The 16,073-nt window shown below is 54.0% G+C and carries 10 protein-coding genes; all 10 read left to right on the top strand.

Annotated features, from left to right (window positions below):
* Positions 1 to 30: 30 nt before the first annotated feature.
* The gene (locus tag ACO064_RS09360) at positions 31 to 1,083 is read left to right on the top strand and encodes a glycoside hydrolase family 43 protein (protein ID WP_421831002.1); all 1,053 of its coding nucleotides are present in this window, start codon (positions 31 to 33) and stop codon (positions 1,081 to 1,083) included.
* 106 nt (positions 1,084 to 1,189) lie between these two features.
* Entirely contained in the window at positions 1,190 to 2,251 is a 1,062-nt protein-coding gene (locus tag ACO064_RS09355; protein WP_421827120.1) for an endo-1,4-beta-xylanase, read from the top strand.
* 227 nt (positions 2,252 to 2,478) lie between these two features.
* On the top strand, positions 2,479 to 3,375 hold the full coding sequence (locus tag ACO064_RS09350) for a sugar phosphate isomerase/epimerase family protein (RefSeq protein WP_421827119.1): 897 nt from the start codon (positions 2,479 to 2,481) through the stop codon (positions 3,373 to 3,375).
* A 2-nt stretch (positions 3,376 to 3,377) separates the two neighbouring features.
* Entirely contained in the window at positions 3,378 to 4,301 is a 924-nt protein-coding gene (locus ACO064_RS09345; protein WP_421827118.1) for an alpha/beta hydrolase, read from the top strand.
* Between the two features lie 21 nt (positions 4,302 to 4,322).
* Positions 4,323 to 6,446, top strand: coding sequence for a PQQ-binding-like beta-propeller repeat protein (locus ACO064_RS09340; protein WP_421827117.1), 2,124 nt, complete (start codon positions 4,323 to 4,325; stop codon positions 6,444 to 6,446).
* A gap of 153 nt (positions 6,447 to 6,599) precedes the next feature.
* A complete protein-coding gene (locus ACO064_RS09335) occupies positions 6,600 to 7,271 on the top strand; it encodes an RNA polymerase sigma factor (protein WP_421827116.1) in 672 nt (223 codons plus the stop codon).
* 53 nt (positions 7,272 to 7,324) lie between these two features.
* The gene (locus ACO064_RS09330; RefSeq protein WP_421827115.1) at positions 7,325 to 8,338 is read left to right on the top strand and encodes a FecR family protein; all 1,014 of its coding nucleotides are present in this window, start codon (positions 7,325 to 7,327) and stop codon (positions 8,336 to 8,338) included.
* 35 nt (positions 8,339 to 8,373) lie between these two features.
* Entirely contained in the window at positions 8,374 to 11,886 is a 3,513-nt protein-coding gene (locus ACO064_RS09325; protein WP_421827114.1) for a SusC/RagA family TonB-linked outer membrane protein, read from the top strand.
* A 13-nt stretch (positions 11,887 to 11,899) separates the two neighbouring features.
* Positions 11,900 to 13,606 (top strand): RagB/SusD family nutrient uptake outer membrane protein, encoded by a 1,707-nt coding sequence (locus ACO064_RS09320; RefSeq protein WP_421827113.1) that lies wholly within the window; start codon positions 11,900 to 11,902, stop codon positions 13,604 to 13,606.
* A 228-nt stretch (positions 13,607 to 13,834) separates the two neighbouring features.
* Positions 13,835 to 16,066, top strand: coding sequence for an alpha/beta hydrolase family protein (locus tag ACO064_RS09315; protein ID WP_421827112.1), 2,232 nt, complete (start codon positions 13,835 to 13,837; stop codon positions 16,064 to 16,066).
* Positions 16,067 to 16,073 lie beyond the last annotated feature (7 nt).

The following is a 16,073-nucleotide window of genomic DNA, read 5'->3' as shown; positions in this document are numbered from 1 at the left end:
CAGTTTATTTTTTAATCTTATACGAATATGATGAAACGAGCCTACACAATGCTATTGCTGACGGCCCTGATGGGTTGTTCACTGACCACCTTTGCGCAAACCAACGGGGGCAAAAATCCAATTTCGCAGCCGCTGGTATCGCACATTTACACGGCTGACCCTTCCGCGCACGTTTTTAACGGCAAAATTTACATCTATCCCTCCCACGACATCGATGCAAAAGACGTCAAGGAAGATGACGAGGGGGGGCATTTTGCCATGCGCGACTACCACATCCTGTCAATGGATAAAATTGGAGGAAAGGTTAAAGACAATGGGGTTGCGCTCAGTCTCGAAGATGTTCCCTGGGCTGGTCGTCAGCTCTGGGCACCCGATGCGACGTACAAGAATGGGACGTATTATCTCTATTTTCCTGCCAAAGACAAACAGGATATTTTCCGGATTGGTGTCGCCACCAGCAAAAGCCCAACGGGGCCGTTCAAGGCCGAACCGGAACCCATCAAGGGCAGCTACAGCATCGATCCCACGGTTTTTCAGGACACCGACGGCAAAGCCTATCTGTACTTTGGGGGCATCTGGGGTGGTCAGTTGCAGCGCTGGGACAACAACCAGTATAATCCGAAAGGGGCGTTGAAACAGAAAAATGAGGTGGCTTACCTGCCCCGCGTGGCCCGGCTGAGTGATGACATGAAGTCTTTTGCCGAGCCGGTTCGGGAAGTTCAGATTCTGGACGAAAGCGGAAAACCGTTTCTGGAAAAAGACAACGACAAGCGGTTTTTCGAAGCGGCCTGGCTCCACCGATACAACGGCAAATACTACTTCTCGTATTCGACCGGCGATTCGCATAATCTCTGCTACGCCATCGGCGACAATCCGTATGGTCCGTTTACATACAAAGGCCTGGTGCTGAAACCCGTTCTGGGTTGGACCAATCACCATTCTATCGTGCAGGTTGATAAAAAGTGGTACCTATTCTACCACGACGTGCAACTCTCCGGCAAAACCCACCTCCGGAATGTGAAAGTAACCGAACTGACCTATAATCCGGACGGTACGATTAAAACCATCGACGCTTACAAGTAAGATTACCTCATTACTTGAAACCGAAGAAAACCTGCAAGGTCTTTAAGACGGGGTCGCCCAGACCTTGCAGGTTTGGTTTCATCAACAGTACTAACCCATGTTGACCATGCATAAACTAAGCTCTTATGTGTTGATTGCCTTATCGGTCGGCTTCGTGGCCCCCGAAAAAGGGCTAAAGGATTATTACAAAGACTATTTCCCGATTGGCGTGGCCGTTAACCCGCGCATGGTGCAGCCCGGCCCCGATGCGGAGTTGATTAAAGCCCAGTTCAACAGCATGACGCCCGAAAACGCCATGAAAATGGGCCCGATTCATCCCGAAGAAAACCGCTACAACTGGAAAGACGCCGACGCCATCGCCGACTTTGCGCAGCAAAATAACATCAAACTGCGGGGGCATACGCTCTGCTGGCACAACCAGACGCCCCGCTGGTTTTTCACCGACTCAACGGGAAAAACCGTGAGCAGTGAGGTGTTGCTGGCTCGTCTGAAACGGCACATTACCGACGTCATGGGCCGGTATAAAGGGAAAATCTATGCCTGGGATGTGGTGAACGAAGCGGTTCCTGATACCGGGAAAAGCCTTTACCGCAAATCGAAATTTTATGAGATCATCGGCGAAGACTATATCGAGAAGGCATTTCAGTACGCCCACGAAGCCGACCCCACTGCTCAACTGTTCTACAACGACTACAATACCGAAAATGCCTCGAAGCGGGAGCGGATTTACCAGTTGCTGAAGAAACTCAAAGACAAAGGTGTTCCCGTCGACGGGGTGGGTTTGCAGGCGCATTGGTCCATTTACGAGCCTACCGCGCAGGAACTGGAAGCGTCCATTACCAAATTTGCCAGCTTGGGACTCAAAATCCAGTTCACGGAGGTCGACGTGTCGGTGTACCCCAAAGAACACGAGCGTCGTGCCAGAAAAGATACGGACAAAAGCGAATTTACGCCGGAGATGAACGACAAACAGGCCGCTCATTATAAAATGCTGTTCGAGGTGTTTCGCAAGCACCGCGACAAGATCACGGGTGTTACCTTCTGGAATCTGACCGACAAATACTCCTGGCTCGACAACTTCCCGGTTCCGGGCCGCAAGGATTATCCGTTGTTATTCGATCAGAACGGCCAGCCGAAGAAAGCGTATGAGCGCGTCGTACAATTCTAGACAATTGTCAACGATCCTGTACGTAGTTGTGAGGGCTTTACTTGTCTTTAGGCAGTTGAATGCTTCCTATAGCCTGTAAAGCCCTTGCTCTATTCACCGCACTCCGTTTGTAGACGAACCCGCTACCCCTGGCGCACCGGAACACCCACGGCCCGCTCACTCCGAATGAACGGTTTAAAGGGATCACAGGGGCAAGTAAAAAAGCCACGGCTTTTTCTTCCCTACAAATGAAGACTACACGCAGAACATTTATACAAACCGCCGTCGGGCTTGCCGGGGCGGCCACGTTGGGCTTGACGGTCAAAAAAGCCAAACCGCGCCTGGCATTTTCTACCTTGGGTTGCCCGGCCTGGCCGTTGTCGAAAATCGTCAAAACCGCCGTTGCCGAAAAGTACGAAGCCATTGAAATCCGGGGATTGGAAAAAGAGATGTTCCTGCCCAAACGCCCGGAGTTCAGCACGTCCATTGCCGAAACACGCCGGTTGTTTGCGGATAATAATCTTAAAATCTGCAATTTAGGATCATCAGCCAACCTGCATTGGATGGATGCGGCCAAACGGCAGAAAAACATGGACGAAGCCAAACGGTTCATCGACCTGGCCCGGCAACTCGCCTGCCCGTATGTTCGGGTTTTTCCCAACGATTTACCCAAGGATCAGGATCGGCAGCAAACCATCAACCTCATTAGCGAAAACCTGCTGGAACTGGGAACGTACGCAAAAGATGCCAACGTAACGGTGCTGCTGGAGTCGCACGGCGAGGTGATCTGGAAAGACGTTTTGCTTGAGATTATGCAAAAGGCCGGGCATCCGAACGTTGGGCTGATCTGGGATATTTTCAATATGTGGTCGATTACCAAAGAGCCACCGGCGGAGGTGTATCAGACGCTCAAAAAATACATCCGTCACACCCACATCAAAGATGGTCGTATGGTGGCCGGAAAACCCGCCTATACCTTTATTGGCAAAGGCGAAGCCCCGCTTCAGGAAGCGATCAATGCCTTGAAAGCGGGCGATTATTCTGGCTATTACAGCCTGGAATGGGAAAAAATGTGGCATCCCGAAATCCCGGAGCCGGAACTCGCCTTTGCCGATTATCCGAAAGCCATCCAGCACTATTTTTAGCCATGGAACACTCCGTAGCCACTGCCACGAATCAACCGGGAAACCGTCGTTCAGCCCGTCGGTATGCACTGCCGGGGCTTTGGTTACTCAGTTGCTGCGTAGCCTTTGCCCAAAACCGCGATACCGTGCAACTGGCCCAACGCGTGTTGCCCCATGCCCAGGTTGAAATCTATAAACAGACCGGGCCAACCGATTTGCGGGCGAGCATCGTTTATCCGCCGGACTACCAGCCGGGGAAAACATACCCGGCCCTCGTTTTCTTTTTTGGGGGTGGCTGGGTCCGCGGGCGTGTCACCCAGTTTGAAAACGCCTGTCATTATTTTGCCGACCGGGGCATGATCACGATTGCGTTCGACTACCGGGTTTCGAGTCGGCAGCAAACCACGCCGTTTGAAGCCGTGCAGGATGCCCGATCGGCCATGCGCTGGGTGCGCAAAAATGCCGGTCGACTGGGGATTCAGTCGGACCGGATTGTGGCGGCTGGCGGGTCGGCGGGTGGTCATCTGGCCCTGGCGACGGCGGTTTTGGACGAGATCGACGAACCCGGTGAAGATAAGACGGTCAGCACCAGACCCAGTGCCCTGGTTTTGATGAATCCGGTTACCAAAACAACCGTGGGGGGCTATGGCTACGAACGATTGGGCGACCGGGCCGAATCCCTTTCGCCCGTGGCGCACATACGGCCCGGAACACCGCCCACGATTCTTTTTCATGGCGAGGCCGATACGACGGTGCCGATTCAGAACGCGGAAGAATTTTGTGAACGCATGCAGGCCGCTGGCAACCGTTGCGAATTACACCGTTTTGCCGGGCAGAAACACGGTTTCTTTAATGCCAATCCGGAACTCAACCAACAGATTATCAGCTTAACGGACCAGTTTTTAACCCGACTCGGCTATCTGCTCCCCAAAACCAACACGAAATAGCCCTGTTTCCTGAACCATCCTATGCAGAAAAGACTACTGGCCCTGGGAGGCTGTCTGGCGTTTAGTGCCGCGCTGGCTTTTCAACTGGCGGACGTTACGACCGACTGGCCCGAATACAATGGCGATGGCTCCCGGAGTCATTACTCGCCACTCGACCAGATCAATCGAACCAACGTCAAGCAGTTGAAAGTTGCCTGGACGTATGCGTCGGGTGGGGCCGATACGGTGCGCAATCGTACCCAGATGCAATGCAATCCGATCATCATCAATGGTGTTCTGTATGGTGTGTCGGCGAATACACAAGCGTTTGCGGTGGAAGCCGCTACGGGCAAACCCCTCTGGAAAACGACCCTGACCGATAACGGCGGCACCACCAGCCGGGGGGTTACGTACTGGGCCGATGGAACCGATCAGCGGATTTTCTTTGGAGCCGGTTCTTGGCTGCACGCGCTGGATGCCCGAACGGGTAAACTCATCGATGGCTTCGGCGATCACGGACGAATCGACCTGAAAACCGGTATCGAACGACCCGGCGCCGATCACTACGTGGTGTCCAATACGCCCAATACGATCTACAAAAACCGCATCATCGTCGGTGCCCGGTTTTCGGAAAGCGAAACGGCTTTGCTGGGCGACATTCGGGCGTTCGACACCCGGACGGGCCAACTGGTCTGGACGTTCCACACAATTCCGATGAAAGGCGAACCCGGTTACGAAACCTGGTCGCCGGCCAATCCGCGCCAGCGGATCGGGGCGGCTAACCCCTGGATGGGGATGGCGATCGACCGCCAGCGGGGCATTCTGTATGCACCGACCGGATCGGCGGCACACGATTTTTACGGGGGTAATCGGAAAGGCAATAATCTGTATGCCAATTGTTTACTGGCACTCGATGCCGCTACGGGCAGGAAGCTCTGGCACTATCAGCTCGTCCATCACGACATCTGGGATCGTGATCCGCCCGCGCCCCCCAATCTGCTCACCATTACGCAGAAAGGCCCCGACGGACGGCCCCGAAAAATCGACGTGGTGGCGCTGATAACGAAGCAGGGCTTTACGTTTGTGTTCGACCGCGTCACGGGCAAACCCATTTTCCCGATCAAGGAAACGCCCTTTCCGCAGGAAGCGGTTTCGGGTGAACAGGCGAGCCCAACCCAGCCCATTCCGCAGCGCCCCGCCCCGTTTGCCCGTCAGTCTTTTACCGAAAAAGAAATCAATTCATTTGCCGCCAACCGCGATTCGCTGGTGGACGTGCTGCGGAAAGCCAATACGGGTCCGTATGTTCCGCTGACGGGTAAGATGACGGTTTTTTTTCCGGGAACCGACGGCGGTGCACAGTGGGGCGGGGCGGCAACCGATCCCGAAGGCATTCTGTACGTACCGTCGAAAGAAGTGCCGGTTTATACGTCGCTCATTCCCCGTCAGCAGCCGTCGCCGAACGCGGGTCAGCAAGCCGTGGCGGGTAATGCTCAATATCAGTTGTATTGCTCGGCCTGCCACGGAGCGGACCGCAAAGGCAACCACGATGGTTCCTATCCGTCGCTGGTGCAGGTGAGCAACCGGCTTTCGCGTGATCAGGTGGTGCAGGTGTTGTTGAAAGGGCGGGGTATGATGCCTTCCTTCTCGCATATTTCGTCGGCCGAGCGCGACGCTGTTATCGATTTTCTGTTCAACAAAACCGTGGAGAAACCGGTCGTTTCGACGCAAAAGGCGGTCATTCCGTATCAGCACACGGGCTACAACCGCTGGTACGACCGCAACGGCTATCCGGTTAGCAGTCCGCCCTGGGGTACGTTGACGGCGATCGACCTGAACACCGGCGAACATCGCTGGCAGGTGCCGCTGGGCGAATATCCCGAACTCACGAAAAAAGGCGTGCCGATTACCGGAACCGACAACTACGGCGGCCCGCTGGTTACGGCGGGCGGGCTGGTGTTCATTGCGGCCAGTCGGGATGAAAAATTTCGGGCGTTTGATAAACAGACCGGTCAGGTGGTTTGGGAAATGAAACTGCCAGCCGCCGGGTATGCCACGCCCAGCACCTACGTGGTCAATGGCAAACAGTACATCGTGATAGCCTGTGGCGGGGGCAAACTCAACACCCGCTCCGGTGATCGATACGTGGCGTTCTGCCTGAGCGACTAGGAGATGATCAACTAAAGAGTCGTTAAAAAACCATTTCGTACTAAAAAATAATAAAATTTTTCAATAGCCTGTAAGTAGTCGGTTGGGTCTAACTTGTCTTGCCTGTGAAATGGGAAAGTATTTTTCCCGGAAGCACTTTTACATTTTTTAGTTATGGTGCCAACCTCTTCTGCTTTTCAACAGCCCGACGAACCCAACCGAATCGAACCCAACGTGGATCAGGACGCCCATTCCCCGCGTTCGCCGTCCAATGACGACGAGTTGTTTATTCGAAAGACGTTGCTGGAGAACCCTCAATTGGGCGTAGAACTTTTATACAAGCGATATTACCAGCCGCTTTGCACCCATACCGTGCGGTTTGTAGGGTCGCGTCAGGTAGCAGAAGACCTGGTTTCCGAAATTTTCTATCAGTTTTATTCGGAGGGCGTATTCAATCAAATTACGACATCGTACCGGGCTTATCTGTTCAGAACCGCCCGAAACCGGGCTTATAACTACCTGCGCTGGGAGCTGAGCCGCAAATCACCGCTGGAGGAAGCAACGCCCTTACCCATCCAGGAATTTCGGCAACCAGATGCCATCACCCAATATGAGGAATTGTGTCAGGATGTTGAAAAAGCCATCAACACCTTGCCGCTGGAACGTCGAAAAATCTACCTGCTGTATCAGTTTGAAGGCCGGAAGCTGCGTGAGATTGCGGATGACTTACAGATTTCGGTGCGAACGGTAGAAGTTCAGGTGTACCGCGCCAGTCAGGCGATTCGAAAACTCCTGAAAGACAAATGGTTATTGATAACGGTCATCGCCTTGCTGTTGCCCGGCTAAACCGGGGAGCTGCGTATCGTTTCGGTTCTGTCAACTTAGAAATATGACCCATCATGAATATCCCCATTACGAAAACGCTCCTGTTCGATTACTTCAATGGGAATGCGTCGGCACTTCAAAAACAGACCATTGACGAATGGGCGAAGCAACCCGAAAACGAAGAGTTTTTTTACAAAACGCTGGCTGAATGGGAGCTTACGCATCCGCAGTACATGGTGGATGTTTCGTCGGCCATTGAGCGTTATCACGACTACCTTGAGAAACAGAGTGAGCAACCGGTGGTAGCGATGCCTGCTGAGCCAACTCCCTTTCTGGTCCGGTTTTCGGGCTGGTACATCGCAGCTTCGGTTTCGATTTTGCTGCTCATGGGCTGGTGGTTCCGGTCCGAACTGGTAAACCAAACCTACGCCACCGAACCGGGACAAATCCGGAGCTGGGTGCTGGACGACGGGAGCCGGGTAACGCTCAATGCCAACTCCGTGCTGAAAGTCCCCCGGTTTGGGTTGAAATGGGTTCTTCCGGGCCAGAAAAACCGGGAAGTTTACCTGACCGGCGAAGCGCAGTTTTCGGTAACGCACACGCAGGACAACCGACGCTTCATTGTTAAAACGCCCAACGGACTGGATGTGGTGGTGTTGGGTACGGAGTTTACGGTGTCGAGCCGGCAGAATCGGATGCAGGTGGTTTTGAATCAGGGTAAAGTGGTGCTGCAACGGGAAACCAGCCAGACAATGGCGCCCATCGTTTTGACGCCCGGTGACGTGGTGACCCTGGTCGATGAAAAAATCCAGCGGAAACACGTAGCCGACCCGGAGCGGTTTTCGGCCTGGAAAGATGAGCTGTTTGTGTTTGACTCCATGCCACTGAGTCAGGTCGCCCAACTCCTGCGCGACAATTACGGCCTGCACGTTTCCATTCCTGATCCGGCATTGGCGCACGAAACGGTTTCGGGTTCGTTCAAAGCCACCAACGCGGATGAACTGTTGATTTCGATCTCGAAAGCGTTGGACATTCAGGCGGTTCGTCGGGGTAAAAAAGTGACCTTCTCGGCCCGGGCCACCGATTAAATCTGTCTCCTTTTACATCCTAATACCCTTTTTCAATGAGAACATTGATATACCTTAAATCGCTGCTGGTATTGACGAACCTGTCCTTTTCAGTTTGCCCGGCCCAGACCTTAGCCACTTCCCGTATTCAGCAACGTACTCATGAACAGAAAACCGCTACGGTAAAACTCAGTCAGTTGCTTCGGGACATAAAGAGCCACTACAGTGTCGATGTGCTCTATGCCGACCGGGTGGTCCGGCACATCCAGGTGCTGCCATCGACCGTTAACTGGAGCCAGAGCCTGGAACAAAATCTGACGAAACTCTTACAACCGCACAACCTGGCATTCTCCAGACAGGGAAGCGGGTCTTACGTCATTTTTGCCCTGCCGAAAGAAGCCAAAACCGCCCCCGCTCTGAAGCTGCTGCCCGAAACACCGGAAGCCAGTCGGCTGGAAATGCCTTCCGCACCCGCCAGCGATAACCCGCCAGCAATGCCCCGACCGCTGGTTGCGGAAACCGCCCCGAAAGACGTACCGATTTCGGGCAACGTTACGGATGAAAAAGGCGAAGGCTTGCCGGGCGTGAGTGTCGTCGTGAAGGGAACCCAACGCGGAGCAACGACCGATGTGAGCGGAAAATACAACCTCAGTGTGCCCAATGCGCAGGCTACGCTGGTGTTTTCGTTCGTCGGGTACGTATCCAAAGAAGTAACGGTGGGGAATCAAACCCAGATCAATGTTTCGCTGCAAACCGATACCAAAGCGTTGGAAGAAGTGGTGGTGGTGGGCTACGGCACTCAGAAAAAAGTGAACATGACCGGAGCCGTTTCAACGATCGATATGGCGAAAGTGGCCGAAAGTCGGCCGATTACCTCCGTTTCGTCCAGTCTGTATGGCCTGGCGCCCGGCCTGTCGGTCAACCAGGGAAATGGCCGACCGGGTGGCGATGGCGCTTCGCTGCTGATCCGGGGTTCGGGGACGCTGAACAACGCCAGCCCCCTGGTGATTGTCGATGGGGTCGAGTCGAACATGAATAACCTCAACCCGCAGGATATTGAAACGGTTTCCATTCTGAAAGACGCGGCATCGGCGGCTATTTACGGTTCGCGGGCGGCCAACGGCGTGATTCTGATTACGACCAAGAAGGGCAAGGAAGGCACGATGAAGATCAACTACAATGGCTACGTAGCGGCTCAAAAAGCCACGCGTCTGGTTGAAACCGTCAGCGATTATGTCCGGCACATGGAGCTTTATAACGAGTCCCAGCAGAACACGACGCCTGGGGTTACCCCCATTTTCCCGCAGTCGTCCATCGATTTGTGGAAAAACGACGCCGGCCAAAATCCGTTGATGTATCCCAACACCGACTGGCGTGACCTGTTTGGCCAAAATGTGATCTCACAAAACCACAATGTGTCGATCAACGGCGGGACCGAAAAGATCAAGTTTTTCAGTTCGTTCGGGTATCTGAACAACCCCGGTATCATCGAAAATACGGGCTTTCGGCGGTATTCGGGCCGGGTGAATCTGGAAGCCAAAGTAAAACCGTACCTGACGCTTGGTTTGCTGGCCAGCGGCACCAACTCCAGCACCGATATTGGCACCGATGCGCTCGACAACAACAGTGCCTTCCGCTGGAGTGCGTCTACATCGCCCGCGATGGTTTACCGCTCCCCCGACGGACGCTATGGCGCTTCCAACAGCCCCGATGGGAGTGGGGTCACGAACAACGCCCTGGCAACGGTCAATTCCCGCAAAGGTGACATCAACCAGAACCGCCTGGCGACCCGCTTCTTCGGTATTTTTAATCCTGTAAAAGGACTGACGCTTGAAGGCTCGTTCAATTATGAGCAGACGGGTTATCTCAAAGAACAGCAACCGGTATTTCTGGATCGCTGGAGTTTCCGCACGAACTCTATCGTGGTGGCCGGAACGGGCCGCACCTATGCCCTGAACCGCAGCGAACAGACGGCCCGGAAGTACATGGACGGGATCATTCGCTACCAGACCACATTTGCCAATGCGTTAAACCTGCACGTGATGGCTGGCGCCAGCCAGGAGTACTATAAATCGTCGTGGTTTGAGGCCCAGAAATATGACCTGACCGATCCGTCACTGACGGTGCTAAATGCCGCTACGATTGATGCCGATGCGTCGGGTACAGCCAGTGACTGGGGAATGAACTCCTATTTCGGTCGGCTGAATCTGGGCTGGAAAGAGAAGTATTTGCTCGAAGCCAACGTCCGTTACGATGGGTCATCGCGTTTTAGAGCCGGTGATACCCGCTGGGGAATGTTCCCTTCGATTTCGGCCGGTTGGCGGATTTCGGAAGAGCCTTTCCTGAAAGGCATCGATTGGCTGGATAACCTCAAGTTGCGGGCTTCCTACGGAGCTCTGGGCAATAACAGCATCGGCAACTACGATTACCAGGCCCTGTATGCGTCGTCGAACTACGTCCTGAACGGCACATTGCAAACGGGCTTTGCCCAAACGGCCATTGCCAACGCCATCATCACCTGGGAGAGTACGTATGTGACCAACCTCGGTATTGACTTTGGCTTTTTCCGAAACCGCCTGTCGGGTTCACTGGAATTGTTCGACAAGGACACCCGCAACATTCTCATCAATCTGCCCGCTCCGAACGTACGGGGAACCGCTTCGCTCCCCCAACAGAATGCGGCCCGTGTGCGGAACAAGGGCGTTGAACTGGCCCTCAACTGGAATAGCCGGGTTGGCGAAGTCAGGTACCAGATTGGCGGGAACATGGCCTTTATCAACAACAAAGTAACGAAGTTCAAGGGCGATGAACGGACCATTTCGAACGAAAACCTCTTGCAGGAAGGGTTGCCTGCCAACGTCCTGTTCGTGCTGGCTACGGATCGGATTCTACAGACGGAGTCGGATATGGCCCTGGTTCAGCAACTGATCGACAAGGCACCCGTCAATGCTTCAGGGCAGAAAGTGAATCCATTTGCGGCCTTCGGCACCCCGCAACTGGGAGATTTGCTCTACAAAGATCTGAATGGCGATGGCATCATCAATAACGACGACAAATACGTGGTGGGGCAGGGTACATCCCCCCGGTTTACGTACGGGCTAAACTTCGGACTTCAGTGGAAAGGCTTCGATTTCTCCTGCCTGCTGCAGGGCATCGGCGGTTTTAAGGATTACTGGCTCGACGACTGGCGGACACCCACCCCGGCTAACCTGTATTTAATTAACAAGGACGTGGCCGACGGGCGGTGGACACCGGGCCGTACGGATGCCAGCTACCCGCGGTTATTGTTGTCGACCAATACGATTAACCGGGTTCTCAGTGATTTCTGGGTTGTCGATAAATCGTATCTGCGGGTAAAAAACCTCCAGTTCGGGTATCGCCTGCCGAAATTGATTACCCAAAAAATGGCGCTTGAGGGGCTTCGGGTCTATTGCAGCCTGGAAAACTTTCTGACGTTTACCAACTACAAAGGCTTCGACCCGGAGACGCGGGGGGGCAATTCGGGCATTGATAGCTTTAACTACCCGACCATGAAACAGTCTACCCTGGGCTTAAGCATTGATTTCTAAATCAGAACCAACCATGAAACGATCGATACAATTTCTCCTCTTCATCGTACCGCTGGCTCTCCTGACCGGTTGTGTTCAGTTGGATACCGTACCCTACGACCGGATCAGTTCCGAAACCTTCTGGCAAACGCCCGAGCACGCCAAACAGGCCATCATGGGCGTGTATGGCGGCCTTCGTCGCGATGATTTGTACGGCAAAAAGTACATGCACGATAACATGGGGGGCCTGGCCTTCGGCTGGCAGGAAAACGGTTATTTGAGCTTCATGCTGGGTACGGCAACCGAACAAACGACGTATATCGGCAATTTCTGGCGGCACCAGTACGATGAGGTCCAACGGGCTAATCAGGTCATTCGCCGGGTGCCGGACATGCCTGTGGATGATGCGGTTAAAAAACCGGTGGTGGCCGAAGCGAAATTCCTGCGGGCGCTCCACTATGCCGAACTCCTCAGCTATTTTGGTGGTGTACCGGTCTACGACGAGTCGGTGGATTTGAACGCGGATTTCAACAATCTGAAAAAACCGCGTAGTTCGGTGGAGGAAGTGCGTGCTTTTATTGTGAAAGACCTGACCGAAGCGATTGCGGACTTGCCGGTTGCCTGGCCACAGGCCGAATACGGACGGGCGACCAAAGGCGCGGCTTATGCCTTGCGGGGTAAAGTCTATCTGTATGCCAAAGACTGGAAAAACGCCATTGCTGATTTTGAAGAGATCGTTTCTAACAAATCGAACAATTATGGCTATGCGCTTTATCCCAACTATGCCGACCTCTTCAAGCTGGCGGGCCATAAAAGCAATGAGATCATTTTTGCCGTCCAGACGCTCGGTGGGGTCGGTCTGGAATATGGGATTCCTTATGCCTACAACACCGGTTTCCGAGGTTCGTTTGGCGGGGGGAACTTCGGTATACCGACCACGGAACTGGCCGACAGTTACGAAAACAAAGATGGTTCCCGGTTTAACTGGAATGACGTTATTCCCAAATTCAATGAAGACAATGCCGTCAAACGGAAAACTTTTTGGGCGACGCATACCAACGGCAAACTGACCTCCATACCCGATACGGCTTTGCTGGGCAAAATCTACCGGGGTCGTGATCCGCGCATGAACGCGGCCCTGATCGTGCCGTATTCCTATCACCTCGGTTTTGTGGCCAATCAGGTCCGGATGTTGCAGTTTGTGGTGGCGGCCGGGGTGAGCGAAAACTTCGGGCAATGCCGCAATAATTCGGGCTGGTTCACTTACCTGTGGCGTAAGTTTACGCCGGAAGGAAACGAGAACGGCGCCATGAGCGTCCGCGAACACACGCCGTTCAACTTTCCCATTATCCGCTATGCCGACGTCCTGCTGATGTTGTCGGAAGCCTACAACGAAGACGGACAACTGGCAAAAGCCATTGTCGAACTCAACAAAGTCCGAACCCGCGTCAAAATGCCGGGGCTGAACAGCGGTCCTGCCGCGCTGGCGGTCACCACCAAAGCGCAGTTATTCGACCGGATCGTGCACGAACGAAAAGTGGAACTGGCGGGCGAAGGCCATCAGTTCAGCGATGTTCGGCGGTGGGGAATTGCGAAGGCGCAACTCGATGGCGCGGTGATCCGAAACCTGTTTGGCGAACCGCATTTCGTCCGCAAATTCACCGACCGTGATAACCTGTGGCCCATTCCCCGCACCGAAATCGAGATGAACGCAGCCCTGACCCAGAATCCGGGCTGGTAAGCTCCGGGCTGTTAAGCCAGAAGAGGATTGATGCACCCTAGAGTTGGTAGGTAAGAAAGCCAGTGGGGCAACTGCTGGCTGGCTTTCTCAAAATTCTAACGACGTTTATAGGGTAGCGTTACTTAATGCGTGCCGTAAAGCAGGTCAAATGACCGGGCTGCAATGCCGTGCCTTTTCGGAAAAAGGAAGAGCAGGAAAAAGTCAATGGACAATTCTTGACGTGGAAAAATGAAACGACCTTATAAGGCTGATCGGCCATCGCGTTCTGTTCAGGCAGGAACGATCTGGAAGCAACTCCTGGTTTTTTGCAGCCTGGGTCTGTTGTTGCCGGGTCGGGCCGTGGCGCAGAAAGAATATAATGTGTTACAGAACTGGTTTCTGCTCCGTTCCGACGATAACGCACTGTTTCGGCATCTGCTCCGGCAATCCACGGATCTCCTCGAAAAACGAACCGCAACCGTTGCCCGGATCAATACCCTGAACGACTGGAAAAAGCGTCAGCAATGGGCCCGGCAAACGTTGCAGGATGCCATCGGGCCTTTTCCCGAACGGACACCGCTCCATGCCAAAACCGTACGGGTGCTGCCTAAAAAAGGTTACCGGGTCGAACACCTGATCTACGAATCGCAGCCCGGTTTCTATGTGCCTGCTACCTTGTTTGTGCCGGAACCGTTGACCGGAAAAGCACCGGGGATCGTGTATTGCAGCGGTCACTCGCCCACGGGCTACAAGGCGCATTCCTACCAGCAGGTGTTGCTGAATCTGGTGCAGAAAGGCTTTGTGGTGCTGGCATTCGAAGCTGTCGGTCAGGGCGAACGGTTGGAGTATCTGGACCCGAAAAAGGGTAAGTCACTGGTGGGGCAACCCACCCGCGAACACGACGTGCCGGGTGTGCAGACTTTCATCACGGGGAGTTGCCAGGCGCGCTACATGATGTGGGATGGCATTCGGGCACTCGATTATTTGCTGACCCGCCCCGAAGTGGACCCGGCGCGAATCGGCATGACGGGTCGTTCGGGAGGAGGGACACAAACCGCCTTTATCGGTGCCCTCGACGACCGGATTCTGGCAACGGCTCCCGAATGTTACATTACCAATTTTACACGTTTGTTGCAGGCACTCGGCCCGCCCGACGCTGAACAGAACCTGCCGAATATCATTGGCCGGGCGTTTGACGAACCCGATTTTCTGCTGGCTCGTGCGCCCAAGCCCACGCTGATGATCACCACCCTGAACGATTATTTCAACCACCAGGGTTCGCTGGATACCCACGCCGAAGTGTCGCGCATCTATCAGGCGTATGACAAACCGGAAAACTTCGGCATGGCCGAAGACATTGCCGGACATGCTTCGACCCGCAAAAACCGCGAAGCGATGTACGCCTTTTTCCAGAAAACGCTCGCTAATCCCGGCAATGCGCAGGAAGATTCGGTGGCGTACTTGACAGACGAAGAGATGCAGGTAACCCCAACCGGCCAGCTATCGACCTCACAGAAGACCGAAACCGTTTTTAGCCTGAATGCCCGGCAGGCCGATAAACTATTGGTTGATTTGCAAACGGCCCGGAAAAATCCGCACGTGCATCTCCCTAAGGTGGTTCAGCAGGCGAAAAAACTGTCGGGTTATCTTGCGCCTAATTTGGCCGACAAACCCGTTTATGCGGGCGTAATTCCGAGGAAGGGTTTTCAGATTGAGAAGTATTTCATCAAAGGCGAAGGCGATTACGTCATTCCGTATTTGCTCTATGTTCCAGCGAAGCCCAACGGAAAGGCGGTTATTTACGTCTCGCCCAAAGGCAAAGCCAGCCTGACCAGTAATGAAGAAGTACTGACTCTGGTCAACGGCGGATGCCACGTCCTGCTTCCCGACCTGATCGGAACGGGCGAAACCGGGCCGGGCCAGTGGGCGGGGGGCACCTATTTTCAGCATGTGAAGATGGATGGTCTGGGGTATGATCTCTGGTATGGTTCCGTGCTGATCGGGCGTAGTCTGGTGGGATTACGGGCGGGCGATGTGGTCAAACTGGTGCAGTTGCTGAAAAAAAAGGGCGCTACCGATGTAGGAGGCATTGCGGTCCGGGAACTTTCGCCGGTGCTTCTTCATGCCGCAGCATTCGAGCCAGCCCTTGGTCGTGTTGCTTTGCTGAATCCGTACGGATCGTACCATGCCATCACTACCCAACGCGATTATAACCTCGATTTTATCGAAGGGACTGTTTCATCGGCCCTTACGGCCTATGATTTGCCCGATCTGGCGGCCAGTCTGGCACCTCGCAAGCTATTGATGACCAACGTAACCGACGGAAAAGACACCCGGCAAACTCAGGACGTGCTCCAGAAGGAGCTGTCGTTTGTGACATCGACTTACCAACAGGCGGGGGTTTCCCAGGCTTTTTACCTGTTGGCGAGCGACACTGACAGCCCAACACTCAACGACTTTTTTGCCGACTGGGTGAAATAAAAAAAAC

The organism is Larkinella sp., from assembly GCF_965227735.1.
Classification (GTDB): Bacteria; Bacteroidota; Bacteroidia; order Cytophagales; family Spirosomataceae; genus Larkinella.
The sequence above is the reverse complement of the archived record's forward strand: the minus strand, read 5'-3'. Positions and strand labels throughout refer to the sequence as shown.